Source organism: Sulfurospirillum diekertiae, assembly GCF_002309535.1.
GTDB lineage: Bacteria > Campylobacterota > Campylobacteria > Campylobacterales > Sulfurospirillaceae > Sulfurospirillum > Sulfurospirillum diekertiae.
This window is the reverse complement of sequence record NZ_CP023275.1, coordinates 2,551,852-2,567,614: the sequence shown is the minus strand read 5'-3', so window position 1 is coordinate 2,567,614 and position 15,763 is coordinate 2,551,852. Positions and strand designations below refer to the sequence as shown.

12 protein-coding genes are annotated in these 15,763 nt (G+C 43.0%); 11 read left to right on the top strand and 1 reads right to left on the bottom strand.

All coding sequences use genetic code 11. From position 1 onward, the window contains the following. Nucleotides 1-19: 19 nt before the first annotated feature. From rdgB to SJPD1_RS13170, 4 genes are all read left to right on the top strand, one after another. Nucleotides 20-610 (top strand): RdgB/HAM1 family non-canonical purine NTP pyrophosphatase, encoded by a 591-nt coding sequence (gene rdgB, locus SJPD1_RS13185; RefSeq protein ID WP_096047554.1) that lies wholly within the window; start codon nt 20-22, stop codon nt 608-610. 222 nt (nt 611-832) lie between these two features. Continuing rightward, a complete protein-coding gene (locus SJPD1_RS13180; protein ID WP_096047553.1) occupies nt 833-2,047 on the top strand; it encodes a saccharopine dehydrogenase family protein in 1,215 nt (404 codons plus the stop codon). Between the two features lie 183 nt (nt 2,048-2,230). Continuing rightward, nucleotides 2,231-2,569, top strand: coding sequence for a DsrE family protein (locus SJPD1_RS13175; protein ID WP_096047552.1), 339 nt, complete (start codon nt 2,231-2,233; stop codon nt 2,567-2,569). After that, nucleotides 2,566-3,399: an SDR family oxidoreductase gene (locus SJPD1_RS13170; protein WP_096047551.1), complete on the top strand. Its 834-nt coding sequence runs from the start codon at nt 2,566-2,568 to the stop codon at nt 3,397-3,399. Before SJPD1_RS13175 ends, SJPD1_RS13170 begins: the two co-directional genes overlap by 4 nt. A gap of 23 nt (nt 3,400-3,422) precedes the next feature. Here the strand turns inward: SJPD1_RS13170 and SJPD1_RS14900 are convergent, their stop codons facing one another. Continuing rightward, the gene (locus SJPD1_RS14900) at nt 3,423-5,552 is read right to left on the bottom strand and encodes a methyl-accepting chemotaxis protein (RefSeq protein WP_096047550.1); all 2,130 of its coding nucleotides are present in this window, start codon (nt 5,550-5,552) and stop codon (nt 3,423-3,425) included. Nucleotides 5,553-5,698: 146 nt separating this feature from the next. Here SJPD1_RS14900 and nspC point away from each other — a divergent pair, with 146 nt between their 5' ends. From nspC to SJPD1_RS13130, 7 genes are all read left to right on the top strand, one after another. Further along, nucleotides 5,699-6,826, top strand: a complete 1,128-nt coding sequence (gene nspC, locus SJPD1_RS13160; protein WP_096047867.1) for a carboxynorspermidine decarboxylase — start codon at nt 5,699-5,701, stop codon at nt 6,824-6,826. 141 nt (nt 6,827-6,967) lie between these two features. Then, nucleotides 6,968-8,665 carry a potassium-transporting ATPase subunit KdpA gene (gene kdpA, locus SJPD1_RS13155; RefSeq protein WP_096047549.1) on the top strand — a complete coding sequence of 566 codons (1,698 nt, stop codon included), beginning with the start codon at nt 6,968-6,970 and terminating at the stop codon, nt 8,663-8,665. Nucleotides 8,666-8,674: 9 nt separating this feature from the next. Then, a complete protein-coding gene (gene kdpB, locus SJPD1_RS13150; protein WP_210394379.1) occupies nt 8,675-10,708 on the top strand; it encodes a potassium-transporting ATPase subunit KdpB in 2,034 nt (677 codons plus the stop codon). Nucleotides 10,709-10,718: 10 nt separating this feature from the next. Next, entirely contained in the window at nt 10,719-11,297 is a 579-nt protein-coding gene (gene kdpC, locus SJPD1_RS13145) for a potassium-transporting ATPase subunit KdpC (protein WP_096047547.1), read from the top strand. 1 nt (nt 11,298) lies between these two features. Further along, the gene (locus SJPD1_RS13140; protein ID WP_096047546.1) at nt 11,299-13,995 is read left to right on the top strand and encodes a sensor histidine kinase; all 2,697 of its coding nucleotides are present in this window, start codon (nt 11,299-11,301) and stop codon (nt 13,993-13,995) included. Beyond that, on the top strand, nt 13,995-14,678 hold the full coding sequence (locus SJPD1_RS13135) for a response regulator (protein WP_096047545.1): 684 nt from the start codon (nt 13,995-13,997) through the stop codon (nt 14,676-14,678). The genes SJPD1_RS13140 and SJPD1_RS13135 overlap by 1 nt, the downstream gene beginning before the upstream one ends. A gap of 118 nt (nt 14,679-14,796) precedes the next feature. After that, nucleotides 14,797-15,744, top strand: a complete 948-nt coding sequence (locus SJPD1_RS13130; RefSeq protein WP_096047544.1) for an EF-hand domain-containing protein — start codon at nt 14,797-14,799, stop codon at nt 15,742-15,744. Nucleotides 15,745-15,763: the final 19 nt, after the last annotated feature.

Genomic DNA, 15,763 nt, shown 5'->3' with positions numbered 1-15,763 from the left:
TCGTTTTGTGGAGCAGCATTTGAGAATTGTTTTAGCCACGTCCAATCAGGGTAAAGTCAAAGAGTTTCAATCGTGGATTAGCGAGTACGAAGTGGTCGCGTACAGCGACATTATGCCTCCTTTTGAGATTGAAGAGACAGGGTCAACCTTTAAAGAAAATGCCCTCATTAAAGCACGTGCCGTGTATGAAAAACTGGACACCAAAAACGACATCGTTTTAAGCGACGATAGTGGCATTAGTGTGCCCGCACTGGGAGGCATTCCTGGGATTTACAGTGCGCGTTATGCTGGGATCAATGCCAATGCTAAAGAAAATCTTGCCAAATTGATTGCGACCCTAAAAGAGAATGGTATCGAGAAAACGCCCGCGTTTTATACAGCAGCGATTGCGCTTGTCTGTGCGAAAGGTGAATTTTGCGTTCACGGTTGGATGCACGGCGAAGCGATTGCTGATGCGCGTGGCACAAACGGTTTTGGGTACGATCCGATGTTCATTCCTTGTGGATACACACAAACACTGGGTGAGTTGGACGAAAGTGTGAAAAAAGCCTTCTCGCACCGAGCACGTGCGTTAGAGCTTGCGCACATTGTCCTCAACAGTTTGAAATAAAGAAGTAATCAAAACATATTACACTTTTACAACATTTGTTTGTAAAAGAAAAAGCACGAAAGTGCGTGGGCTCAGTGTCTACGTGAACTTAGCGTTAGCGTAGCTTTTAGAGCTTTGCTTTAAAAGCGTATTGAAAAATAAGTAGACTAGGCTTTTTTGATAATGGCTATGGTTCATAGCGCTTATTAAAGAAGCCTCATAATGAAACCTCAAAGGATAGAAATGGCAACAGTATTAATTATTGGTGCGGGTGGAGTGAGCCGTGTGGTCACCAAAAAATGTGCGATGAACAGTGCGGTATTTTCACACATTGTCTTGGCAAGTCGTACGAAATCAAAGTGCGATCAAATCGCGCAAGAGATCAAAGAGTCTTTACATGTAAACATCGAAACGGCTGCGATCGACGCGGATGATGTCTCTGCGTTGGTCGCGTTAATCGAAAAAGTAAAACCCGCTTTGGTGATGAACATTGCTCTTCCATATCAAGATTTGACGATCATGGACGCGTGCATTAAAACCAAAGTACCTTACCTCGATACCGCCAATTATGAGCATCCAGACCTCGCAAAATTTGAGTACAAAGAGCAATGGGCAAGAGATAAAGCGTTTAAAGATGCGGGTATTATGGCGCTTTTGGGCAGTGGTTTTGACCCGGGCGTGACCAATGTTTACTGCGCTTACGCACAGCAATATCTCTTTGATGAGATCAACTCTATCGATATTTTAGATTGTAACGCGGGCGATCATGGGTATGCGTTTGCAACGAACTTTAACCCCGAGATCAACCTTAGAGAAGTCAGCTCCAAAGGACGTTATTGGGAAGAGGGTAAGTGGATCGAGACTGAGCCCGTTTCTGTGAAGATGGTGTGGGATTACCCAGAAGTGGGACCCAAAGACAGTTATTTACTTTACCATGAAGAGTTAGAATCCCTCGTTCAAAACATCAAAGGTTTGAAGCGTATTCGTTTCTTTATGACCTTTGGTCAAAGCTACCTCACCCATATGAAATGCTTGGAAAACGTGGGTATGCTTCGCATTGATGAAGTTGAGGTCGATGGTGTGAAAATCGTGCCAATCCAACTCTTAAAAGCACTGCTCCCCGATCCTGCAAGCTTGGGATCTAGAACCGTTGGCTTTACGAACATCGGTTGTGTCTTTGAAGGTCTGAAAGATGGCAAAAAACGTAAAGTGTACATTTACAACGTGTGTGATCACCAAGCGTGCTACCGTGAGACGGGTGCGCAAGCGGTGAGTTACACCACGGGTGTGCCTGCGATGATTGGCGCGAAGATGATGTTAGAGGGTAAATGGAGCGGACGTGGTGTGTTCAATATGGAACAATTCGACGCAAAACCCTTTATGGATGAGTTAAACACTCAAGGGCTTCCTTGGAAAATCATCGAAATGAAACCTGAGGAAACGTTCGAAGTTAAGTAAGTTTCTTGCATAATTGCAAGAAACCTCTGCCTTGTAAAGGCAAGCTTTAGTGCCACAGCGGCTAGCGTAGCTTTTTTAGGCTTTGCCTAAAAAGCGTTATAAAAATATAATGTCTCTTGCTCAAAGCTTTACATGTAAAGTTTTGAGCCTCCTCTTTGACAACTTTACATGTAAAGGATGATCATGTCAAAAAAAGTAAAAATCTTATGGACCACAGATAACAAAGAAACCGCCTTGCATATGGTTTGCCTTTATGCGCACAATGCACTTTTAAAAGGCTGGATGGATGAAGTTGAGGTGCTCGTCTGGGGCGCTTCGCAACGTTTGATTGCCGAAGATGCAGAGGTGCGAGCCAAAGTGGAAGCGATGATCAAAGATGGTGTCAAAATGATCGCATGTCTGAAATGTGCCGACACGATGGACATTACGACTCCTTTGCAAACCTGTGGCATTGATGTTTATTACACGGGCGAACTTTTGAGTGCGTGGATCAACTCTGGTGAAACCATTCTCAGCGTATGAAAAAAGCACGATCTATCCTGATAACGGGCTGTTCTTCGGGCATTGGCTACACCTGCGCACATGGATTGCAAAAGCAAGGTTATAATGTTTTTGCCACGTGTCGAAAAGATGAAGATGTGAAGCGTTTGCAAGCGGAAGGTTTGAATGCTTGTAAACTCGATCTTTGCGATTCCGGTAGTTTACATGTAGCGCTTGCGTGGATGCTCTCACAAACTGATGGGCGCATTGATGTGCTCTTTAATAATGCCTCTTTTGGACAACCAGGAGCCGTGGAAGACCTCAAACGAGATGTATTACGAGAACAGTTTGAAACCAATGTCTTTGGAAGCGTTGAACTGACCAATTTAGTACTTCCTTATATGCGAAAACAAGGGCATGGACGGATTATTTTCAACAGCTCCATTTTAGGGTTTGTGGCGATGAGTTACCGAGGAGCATACAACGCTTCAAAATTTGCGATTGAAGGCTTAGCCGATACGTTGCGACTGGAACTTCATGGCAGTGGCGTTGACGTTGTTTTGATTGAGCCAGGGCCGATTCGTAGCCATTTTCGTAAAAATGCGCTGGCAAAGTTTCTTGCCAACATTGACCAAGAGCGTTCTGCTCACAAAGTAATTTATGAAAAAACACTTGAGCGTCTTCAAAAAAGTGGTGACAGCGCTTTTACTTTAGGCGCTGAGGCAGTTTTAAAAGTCTTGGTTGAAGCCATAGAGTCCAAAAAACCAAAATTTCGTTACCCCGTAACGTTTCCTACCAAGCTTTTTACCCTGCTAAAGCGGATTTTACCAACATGTATTATGGATTCGATCGCTAGAAAAGCGGGGGAATAAGAAGTCTCAAAAGAGACCTCTTATCAGGTTCTAAATTTATTGAGAATTGCGTTGAGTTTTTCAGTGAGCGAGTTGAGATGCTCACTTGCGCCTGCAATCTCCTCAACACTTCTGGTGTTTTGCGTAGAGAGTGCATTGATCTCTTCAATTTTGGAGACAATCTCTTCTATTTTTGCCCCAGTTTTAATATAATCGGTGACGGTTTTATCGTTCAAATTGGTCGCAATATTCATCATATCAACGGTTGTGTTGATTTTTTTACCCACATCTTCCGCAATCACAGCGAGTTCTTGTACCTCTTTAGAATTATGATTCATCTGCTCACTGCTGTCCATAATCGCTTGTACGATGACGTTAATGGTAGCATTGATCTCCACTAAACTTTTTTGGGTACGTTCTGCTAATGTGCGTACTTCATCGGCAACAACCGCAAATCCCCTTCCGTGTTCCCCAGCGCGTGCCGCTTCAATGGCAGCATTGAGTGCAAGAAGGTTGGTTTGATCGGCAATATCGCTAATAACCGTCAGAACATTTTTGACTTGATCGGCATCACTGCTGAGCTGTTGGATTTTCTGTGCAAGTTCCATTTCCGTGTGGGCACTGTTTTGAACACGCTCCCCTAACTGTTGGACAAACCCGCGAGCCGTTTTTAGTTCTTGGTTCGCTTTGATGACCTCTTCTTTAGAGGCTTTTGCTTCTTCCACTGACACACTGATCTCTTTTTTGATGATAGTGGACATTTGTGTTGTTTGGTTAATGATAGTGGTTGAGTCCTCGACACGTTTACCGACTTGTAAGGTTGTGACAGAGAGCTCATGTGCAATGGAAGCATTTTCGCTACTGGTATCTTTGGCAAGCGCAATGGTTGCACGCACTTTTTCAATAAAATTATTAATCTCTTTGGATGCACCACCAATCTCATCGTTGTGTATGATTGCTAATTGTTTGGTAAGATCACCATCCCCTTCTGCAAGGTTGTGGGCGGTTGCTTTAAGATTGAGCAGAGGTGTTGCGATAAGTCCCGTAATAAGAAAATAAATGGCAAAAATGGCCAAAAGTGCCACAATAGCTCCCGATACAATCGTTCCAATCAGCATAGCATTGATATTGGAGTTGACTTTTTTATCTTGTGTTGCCGTGTATGCTTCAATGGAGTCCGTGTATAAACCTGAAACTATGATCCAATCCCACGCTTTAAAATACTTAGCATAGGCGATTTTAGGAGCATCTTGTTTTGTTTTAGGATGTTCAAAATAGTACGGTACAAAGGTACCTTCTTCCATATTTTTGGCTACATTTTGAACGATTTCATCACGATACATATTGCCGTGGGAATCTTTGATGCCGAGTTTAAACTCTTTGTTCTTTTGTGAAGGATTTGTTGCATGAAAGGCATAGGCATACCCTTTATCTGTTTTTTTGATGGCATAAAAATAACCATCGTCTGCATAACGGAGTTTTTCTAAAACTTTAATGGCTTCATTTTGGTAGCGCTCTTTAATACTTGACGCATAATCGCCTGTACCAATCACCAAATCAAGCGGTTCATAGTAAAAGTTGTAAGAGAGCTTTGGCTCATCGACTTTGGTGACAGGATGAGGCCAAATAAAACGCGTGACTCCTGTTCCCTCTTTGGCAGCTTTGATAAGGTCTTTAATGACAAAGTTTCCTTCTTTATCTTTCATATCCATAAGATTTTTGCCGACAAGCGCTCTGTTAATGGGATGGACTACATTGATACCCTCCGTTGTGTAGGCATAAAAGTAGCCAATATCGTTGTTATAACGATACCCATTGATGAGGCTTAAAAGCATGGTTCTAAGCTCGTTACTGGAGAGTTTATCTTTATTGTTTTGGTAAACATCATCCAGTGTCTTTTTCAAACTCATAGCGTCTGATTTAATATTTTGCGCGATGTTTGCTTCAGAAGAAGAGGCTTCGTAAAAGGTGCTAATGGCATTTTCTGCCATACGCGTATACGCTTTCAGCTCATTTTTGCTGAGATCTAAAATAAGCTCTTCGGTATCTTTTGTTTGTGCTTTTCTAAGTTCATTCGATTTATAGGCCATAACGAGCAAAGAAGTCCCAGCAACAAAAAAAATCGTTAGTGTAAATAACAAGAGCGCTTTTATTTTAATGCTTAGATGATACATATCTTATCCTTGAGTGGAATATCATTATTATACTATCGGCATTATGATACAAAATGATGATATTTATAGGTGTTTTTTCCATTAAGGCAAAAAATGTTACATTTCATGTGTAATTTCGGGAGAAAAGTATGTTAAAAATAAGTCGTATGGAAACTATTTTACATGAGATTAAAACACCGGTGTATGTGTGTGAAGAGCAGTTATTAGAACAAAACTTGACTCTTTTAGAAGAGGTTGCCAAACGTTCAGGTGCTACCGTTTTACTCGCCCTTAAAGGCTTTGCATTTAAAGCACTTGCTCCTTTGGTCGATCGCTATTTGAGTGGCTGTACCTGCAGTGGACTTCATGAAGCTAAATTTGCGAAAGAGTTTTTTAACGGCACGATTCATACGTACTCACCTGCCTATAAAGAAGAGGACATCGATGAGGTGATCGCGTTAAGTGACCATCTTATTTTTAATTCGTTCCATCAATGGGAAAAATATAAAGCAAAAGCACTTGGTAAAACGAGTTGTGGACTGCGTCTCAATCCTGAAGTCTCTTCCAGCCCTGTCGATCTTTACAATCCTTGTGGGCTTTACAGTCGTTTGGGTATTACGAAAGAGAACATGCAGTATGACAAACTTGAAGGCATTGAAGGGCTTCATTTTCACGCCCTTTGTGAACAAGATGCCAGTGCGCTTGAAGCGGTTTTGCAAGGGTTTGAAGAGCGATTTGGCGATTTGATACCTCAAATGAAATGGGTCAATTTTGGAGGAGGACACCACATCACTCGAGATGGGTATGATGTGGAAAAACTTATCAAAATCATTAACGATTTTAGAGCGCGATATAATGGCATTAAAGTGTATTTGGAACCGGGTGAAGCGGTGGGGTGGCAAACAGGACCGCTCGTGGCAAGTGTTTTAGACATCGTGCATAATGGCATGGATATTGCCATTTTAGACATCTCCGCTGAAGCGCATATGCCTGACACATTAGCGATGCCGTATCGCGCACAGATTCGCGGTGCGAGAGAAGTCGGCGAACAACCTTACGTGTACCGCCTTGGAGGGCCAACGTGCTTGGCAGGTGACATCATGGGCGATTACAGTTTTGATGCACCGCTGAAGATTGGTGATAAGCTGATTTTTGAAGATATGATTCACTATACCATCGTGAAAAATACCACCTTTAACGGCGTGAAACTGCCCGATTTAGCCGTGCTTCACAAAGATGGAAGTTACGAAGTGACCAGCCACTTTGGGTATGAAGAGTACAAAAGACGCAATTAAAAATCTTTACATGTAAAAAAGGAAACTGCTCTCTTTCCTTTTTTACATCCTAACAAAATCCTTATTTTTTAACCCCAAATCAAGATATTTCCCCATTTTTATCTGCTCTATAATTTTCCTAAATGACACAAAAGGAAAACAATGGTTGCAGATATAACCCTTTTTATAGGCTTTTTGATTTTGCTTATAGGAACAGCAAAAGCATACAGTGGATTTTTTACCAAAGTGTTGGTGGGTGAGAAAAACGTTTTAACACCTATCCTCTCGCCGGTAGAAAAGAGTTTTTATCGTTTATGTGGTATCAATCCACTCTTAGAGATGAACTGGAAAAAGTATGCTTTGGCACTCATGCTTTTTAATGGTGCTGGCATTGTGCTTGTGCTAGTCGTGCTTCTCTCCCAGCATCTTTTGCCTCTCAATCCGCAAGGCTTACCCGCTTTACCTTTTGAGTTAGCATTCAATACAGCAATTAGTTTTGTCACCAATACCAACTGGCAAAATTACAGTGGTGAGAGCACGATGAGTTATTTTTCTCAGATGTTTGTGCTCAGTGTGCAAAACTTCCTCTCCGCTTCAACAGGCATTGCGGTCGCCGTGGCTTTTATGCGCGGTATCATCACCAAAGAGAGCGAGTCCATCGGTAATTTTTGGGCAGATATGGTACGTGTAACGCTCTATATTTTGCTTCCTATTTCTTTGGTCTATGCACTCTTTTTAATTTCTCAAGGCGTTATTCAAAACTTTGCTCCTTATATTAGCGCCGTGACACTGGAAGGAGCCAATCAGAGCATTCCGATGGGACCTGTGGCTTCACAAGAGGCAATTAAAATGTTAGGAACCAATGGCGGTGGCTTTTTCAATGCCAACTCCGCACATCCGTTTGAAAATCCAACACCTCTTTCTAACTTTGTGCAGGTCTTTTCCATTCTCTTTTTACCCATTTCATTGCTTTTCGTCTATGGGAAAATGAGCCAAAAAAGCGGTGAGGGTCGCTCTATCTTAATCGCGATGGTCGTACTTTTTGTAGTGATGCTAGGTTCACACTACGCGTCTGAAAAATTTGGCAATCCTGAAATTTCAGGCATTGTAGGCGAAAGCGCTATGGAAGGTAAAGAGGTGCGTTTTGGCATTGCTTCAACCTCGCTTTTCTCCGTCGCCACAACGGCAGCATCGTGCGGAGCGGTCAATGGTATGCACGATAGCCTTACCCCACTCGCAGGCATGGTGACTATGGTGCAGATGATGCTCGGTGAGATCGTCATCGGCGGTGTGGGCGCAGGGTTTTACGGCATGATGGCATATGTCATTTTAAGTGTTTTTATCGCAGGACTGATGATCGGTAGAACGCCTGAGTACATGGGCAAGAAGATTGAAGCCAAGGAGATGACTTATACCGTGATAGCCGTGTTGCTTCCGGGTCTGTGCATTCTTCTTTTCACGGGATTATCACTTATAATTCCAGATGCCACCAGCTCTATTTCCAACCCTGGACCGCATGGGCTTTCTCAAATTCTTTATGCCTTTAGTTCGGCGAGTGGAAACAATGGCAGTGCTTTTGCAGGGCTCAGCGGTAATACGCTTTATTATAACTACGCGCTGGCTTTTTGTATGTTTGTGGGACGTTTTGGCGTGATTATCCCGATGCTTGCCATTGCAGGAAGCTTGGCACGAAAGAAAGTGGTTCCGTTTGGCAAAGGCACACTCAATACCCAAAGTGCGCTTTTCATCACCCTTTTGGTAGCAACCATCGTGTTAACGGGAGCGCTTACGTTTTTCCCTTCACTCGCACTTGGCCCTGTAATTGAGCATTTGATGATGCTTGATGGTACTACTTTTTAAGGAATGAACATGAAAAAACAAAATTCTAGCTATAACCAAACCATTATTAAAGATGCACTTAAAGGGTGTATCGCAAAATTAACACCCAAAGAACAGCTCAAAAATCCGATCATTTTTGTGGTCTATTTGGGTACGTTTATTACCGGTTTTATATGGCTTTATGAGAGCAGTCAAGGCAACATCCCTCTTTTGGGATTTGAATTTTGGGTCTTTGCGTGGCTCTTTTTCACAGTCCTTTTTGCCAACTTTGCAGAAGCGTTAGCCGAAGGACGAGGTAAAGCGCAAGCGAGTGCTCTTCGTTCGGGCAAAAAAAGCAGTAGTGCCAACAAGTTAAGTGAAGACGGTTCCCTTCGAAAGGTCAGCTCTGAGAGCCTTCGCGTAGGCGATGTGGTTATTGTCAGCGCAGGTGAGGTGATTCCTAGCGATGGCGAGGTCATTAAGGGCATTGCGAGCATTGATGAGAGTGCCATCACGGGCGAATCAGCGCCTGTCATTCGTGAATCAGGAGGGGATCGTAACTCCGTAACAGGGGGAACGCTTGTTTTAAGTGATGAGATTACGATCAAGATCACAAAAAATCCGGGCGAGACCTTTTTAGATCGTATGATTAGCCTCATCGAAGGGGCTAAAAGGCAAAAAAGTCCGAATGAAATTGCGCTCTCCATTTTACTGATGGGCTTGACCGCGATCTTCATTGTGGTGACATTGACCCTTAAACCGATGGCGTTACATGTAAACGCAGATATCTCTGTTGTCTCACTCATTGCGCTTTTGGTCTGTTTGATTCCAACAACCATTGGAGGGCTTTTAAGTGCTATTGGTATTGCGGGAATGGACAGATTGCTCAAAAAGAATGTCTTGGCAATGAGCGGTAAAGCCATAGAAGCAGCGGGGGATGTCAACGTGTTATTGCTCGATAAAACAGGTACGATCACCTTTGGTAATCGCATGGCAAGCGTTTTTCTTCCCATTGACATCAAGGAGATCGATAACTTGGCGTATGCCGCACTCTTAACGTCACTCAGCGATGACACACCAGAGGGAAAAAGTACGGTCACTTTGGCTCAAAATCATTATGGTGCTAAAGAGCCAGCCAATCTACAAAGTGCCCAGTTTATCCCTTTTAGTGCCTATACGAGAATGAGCGGGCTTGACCTTGATGGCAAGGAGTACCGCAAAGGGGCAGTGGATGCTATTGAAAAATTTGTCACCATGTCGGGTGGAAAGTTTCCTAAAGAGGCACACGATATGTGTATGCAAATCGGTAAAAAAGGGGGCACGCCTTTGGTCGTATGTATTGGTAGTCATGTTTTGGGCGTGATTCATCTCAAAGACATCATCAAACCTTCCATCAAAGAGAAATTTGCCGAGTTTAGAGGCATGGGCATTAAAACCGTGATGATTACAGGCGACAATCCCATCACGGCTGCTGCGATTGCCGCCGAAGCAGGCGTGGATGACTTTGTCGCCGAAGCAACACCCGATACGAAAATAGCGCTGATTCGTAACTACCAAAAAGAGGGCTTTACCGTAGCGATGACGGGAGATGGTACTAACGACGCGCCAGCTCTTGCACAAGCCGATGTGGGTCTTGCAATGAACAGCGGAACGCAAGCGGCGAAAGAAGCCGCCAATATGGTGGATATGGACAGCTCTCCGACTAAACTCATCGAAGTGGTTGAGACAGGCAAAGAGCTTTTGATGACCAGAGGAGCACTGACGACGTTTAGTCTAGCCAATGACATTGCCAAATACTTTGCGATCATTCCAGCTCTCTTTGTGGTAGCGTTTCCGCAGATGGAAGTGCTTAACATCATGCACCTCTCATCACCTCACAGTGCGATTTTATCGGCAGTTATTTTTAATGCGCTCATCATCATCGCACTGATTCCTCTGGCAATTTCAGGGGTTGGCTATAAAGCTTTGGGTGCGGATGTGGTGTTAGGAAAAAACTTGGTTATTTATGGTTTGGGTGGCATTATCGCTCCGTTTGTGGGCATAAAACTGCTTGATATGTTGCTTGCAACACTGAATCTTTTGTAAAAGGTAGCACATGAAAACACTCCTTCAATCCGTTAAATTGCTTTTAGTTATGACATTTTTACTCGGAGGTATCTATCCTCTGGTGGTGACCAATTTAGGGGCATGGGTTTTTCCCTCACAGAGTTCGGGGCTTTTGCTGAAAGAAAATGGAGCGGTGATAGGCTCAGAACTGATCGGTCAAAATTTTTCAAAAAAGGGCTATTTTACCAGCAGACCCTCGGCTGCAGGGGATGATGGCTACGACGCACTCTCTTCAAGTGGGAGTAATTTAGCACCGACAAACAAGCTTTTGTTGGATAGAATAGAAGCCAGTAAAGAAGCTTTACATGTAAGATTTGGCGAGAGTGACATTCCCAGTGATTTGGTGATGAGTTCAGGCAGTGGACTTGACCCGCATATCTCGAAATTAGCAGCCCTTTATCAGGTAAATACCCTTGCGAAAGAGCGCCATGTGGGCAACGTTCAAATGCTAGAGCTTGTCAATCAACATATTGAGCGAAAATTTTTGGGTTTTATAGGCGAGGAGAGGGTGAATGTCCTTCTTTTAAATCGTGCATTAGATAAAAACTTTGGAGTTTTAAATCCTTAACATGAATGAAGATGTCTTAGAAACGAGTGATCCCGTTCTTCAAGAGATCAAAAATAGACGTGATACGGGCGAATTAACCCTTTTCTTTGGAGCCTTGGCAGGTGTGGGCAAAACCTACACCATGCTTCGCAATGCCAAAGAGCTGCTCAAAAGTGGAAAGCGTGTGCTCATTGGCTATGTGGAGATGCACGGTCGCGTTGAAACAGAGCGTTTGACCCAAGGCATTCCCTCCATCGCTCCTAAAAAGATCGTGTACCGTGGAAGTACGCTCTATGAACTCGATATTGATGCGATTTTGGAAGCCAAACCCGATGTGGTGCTTATTGATGAGTTGGCGCACAGCAATGCACCCACCTCAAGGCATCAAAAGCGTTACCAAGATGTGTTAGAGATCTTAGACAATGGCATCGATGTGTACAGCACGATGAATGTGCAACACCTTGAGAGCCTTAACGATTTGGTATTGCAAATTACGGGGGTGAAGGTTACCGAAACCGTTCCCGATAGCATTTTAGAACGTGTTGATAAAATCCAAATCATCGACATTCCTCCTGAAAAATTGGTCGAGCGACTGAAAGAGGGGAAAATCTACAAACTCCAAAGTGTTGAAAAAGCGCTGATGAATTTTTTCAAGCTGGGTAACATCAATGCTCTGAGGGAAATTGCGCTCAAACAAGCCGCAGGACGCGTGAGTAAAGACGTTTACGATCAGTATAAAGAGAATAAACTGGAGCGTTGGGAAGCGGTTGAAAAGGTGATGGTCTGCATTGATGGCAGTGAATTTTCTGCCAATCTGATTCGCTATGCTAAGCGACTCTCTTCGCAGATGAATGCGGAGTGGATTGCACTGTATGTCGATGATTTTTCAACCAATAACCGTGAAAAATTGGCGAAAAATATTCGCTTAGCCGAAGAGTTAGGCGCTGAGGTCAACACGGTTTCCGGGCAAGATGTGGGTGAAGAGATTTTAAAACATGCCAGAGCGCGGTTTGTAACACACATCGTTGTGGCAAAACGCAAAAAGAATTTTATAGGAAAATTCTGGCGCATGGATATTGCCGATGAACTGCTCAATGCTGGCGATGAGTTTTGCATTATTTCATACATCAATAAGACCAAAGAGCAGGCCTTAGAATCGTATGCGATCGAAGAAGAAGCGCAAAAAGAGGAGATGCCTTTGTGGCACTCTCTTTTTGGTTTGGGATTGCTAGGTATCATCACGTTTGGGTGTATCGTTTTTAGAAACTATTTAGAACTCCTCAATGTTGCACTGCTGATTCTTATTCCTGTGTTGATTGTCGCCTCAAGGGGTGATATGAAAACGTCCATGCTCATTACGTTTGTGGGTGTTGGGCTTTTTAATTACTTCTTTGTGCCTCCGATTTATACCTTTGTTGTAACGGATATCTCGCATTTGTGGAGTTTTTTCATCTTTTTTATTGTGGCGTATCTCATCTCGTCACAAGCCAAAAAGTTAAAACTGATCGGTGAGGTGATACGAGAGCGCGAAAAGAGGGTGAGGCGACTGTATAAACTGAGTCGTAGGGTGACGGCGGTGTCTGAAATAAAACAGGTGATTAAAATAGCCATGCCTCTCATTGCCGAATCACTCGGCAAGGAAACCTTCTTTTTCTTACGTCGTCACAGTGATGACATGCCAAAACTCTATGCACATTATGATCCCCAAAGCCCACTTTCCAGTAAAAAACATGATGCGATGTTTGAAAAATTAGAGGCCATTTTTATCTCTTCGAGCGAAAAAGCCGTGTTAGATTGGTGTTTGGACAACGGCAAAATAGCAGGGGCAGGTACGGATACCTTTTTGGCTTCAGATATGCTCTATATTCCCATTCAAAGCCGCGATGTTGTTTATGGAGCCCTTGGGATTAAAATCAAACAAGATGAGATGAACACAGAGTTTAAAATGTTTTTAGACTCGGTCACCAGTGTCATGGCGGTCTCTTTTGAGCGTATATCCCTTTCTGAAAAAAACAGTAAAAATGCGATTACATTAGCACGCGAAGAGCTTAAAAATGCACTGTACGGTTCGATTTCACATGATCTACGAACACCGCTTGCCTCCATTTTAGGGATGATTTCGATGCTGAAAACAGATGAGACGTGGTTAGATGAAAAGAAGCGCGTTATCATCTCGCAAGTCATTTTTAGTGCAAAAAAGATGGAACGCTTGATGAACAATTTGCTTGATTCTGCACGCTTTGAAAGCCATAAAGTGGTGCTTAAAAAAGATTGGTGTGATGTCGCAGACATCTTCTCGCAAGCGGCGAGGGAGTTTGAAGATATCTTAAAAGAGCGCAATTTTAGCATCAAAATTGAAGAAGAATCGGGCATTTTTAAAGCCGATTGTGTCTTAATAGAACGTGTCGTCGTCAATCTTTTGGAAAATGCAATCAAATACTCGCAGCACGGAAGCGCCATTACTTTAGGGTTTCAAAAAGTGGGAGCATGGTGTAAAATCTTTGTTTTAAATGAAGACAGCCACATCAGTGAAGAAGACCTTACGGTAGTGTTTGAAAAGTTTTTTAGAATTAAAGGCATTAGCGATGACATCAATGGCAGTGGGTTAGGACTTTTTATCTGCAAAAAAATCGTTGAAGCGCATGGTGGAATGATTTGGGCAAAGAACGTGGAAAACAGTGTGATTTTTGAATTTAACATCCCCGTACAGGAGGAATAATGTCTCAACCCAAATATAAAATTTTGATCATTGAAGATGATAAACAGATCCAAAAGCTTTTAGAAGTGAGCCTTGAAGAGCATGCGTTTCTCCTGAAACTATGCGGCACTCAAAAAGAGGGCATGTCGCAGATGATTCAGTTTAATCCTGATCTGATTTTATTAGATTTAGGGCTTCCCGATGGCGATGGAAAGCTTTTTGTAGAAAAAATTCGTGAGTTTAGCAACATTCCCATTATTATTGTCTCGGCACGCAATGGTGAACAGGAGATCGTAGATTCACTCAATCTTGGAGCTGATGATTATGTGGTGAAACCTTTTTTTACAGGTGAGCTTATTGCGCGCATCAACTCTGCACTCAGACATGCACTTAAAAAAGAGAGCACGCCATTGCTTAAAGTGGGTGCGCTTGAACTTGATCTTGAAAAACGAGAAGTTAAACTAAACGATGGTGCATTGCATTTCACTCCACTCGAATTTAGCCTTTTAAAATTTTTCATGCAAAATAGTGGGAAGGCGCTAACCCATGCACAAATCCTCAAAAATGTCTGGGGTGTCGGTTATCAAAGCGATACCAAAATACTGCGTGTATTTGTCAATCAGATTCGCAAAAAAATTGAAATCGACCCTAACCAACCCAAATTGCTCATTACGATTTCAGGCGTTGGGTATCGATTTGGATAAGTTTATGTTTTGCTCACGTATTTACATGTAAAAAAATTTTCTAATGTTACTCACTGTTTACTGCTTTAGCGTTAGCATTGCTACTGGGATATCCCCAAGCCAAATAAAGGAGGAGAATATGACTATAAGTTCAAATTCTCTTTACGGAACGTCATCGTACGCGACGTATGGCAGCAGTACCAACAGTACTAGCTCGTTAATGTCAAAATTCGCAGAAGAGTTGCTTACTTCTTTGGATAGTGATTCGAGTGGTTCTGTGGACAGTACTGAGTTTAGCAGTGCTGCTCTAAAACTTTCAAATGCTGATGAAAGCACGGTCAATAACGCTTTTAAAGCACTCGATAGTAATGGAGACGGCAAGATTAGTATAGATGAATTAACATCTATGCTATCCGCGCAGCAGTCTACGGCAGCGTCAGGAAGTATGCCCCCACCTCCTCCGCCATCGTCCTCTTCTACGCAAACAGATACAGGTTATACGGCAGATGAGCTTACCGCTATGGCGAGTGAAGTTTCATCTACAGACAGCAATCTTGCCTCATTACTTTCTTCAGTGGTTGCGAATTTCTCAGCAGCTGATACGAATGGTGATGGTAAGGTGACTTCTGCTGAAGCTATGGCATATCAGCAATCAACGCAACAAGATACGACAACCAGTGGAACAACCGATGCAAGTAACGTTGCAGCGTCAGGAAGTATGCCCCCACCTCCTCCGCCACCGTCCTCTTCTACACAAGAAGATACGGGTTATACGAAAGATGAACTTACCGCGATGGCGAGTGATACTTCATCGACCGATAGCAACCTTGCTTCTCTTTTTGATACATTGGCTCAAAATTTCGATGCGGCTGATACCAATGGCGATGGCAAAGTAACCTCTGCTGAAGCAAAGGCGTACCAAGACTCTACGAAAGCAGCAAGTATTGGTACAACAACCAGCGCTTCTGCAACAACAGATGAGAGTAGTAACGAAAATTCTTTGATGAAAGCGCTTTTAGCACAAATCATCTCAAATTACGCTACGCAAAATACACTTTCAAGTAGTTCTGTTAGTTTTAGTGCCTAAGCTAAAAACCACGCTCTAA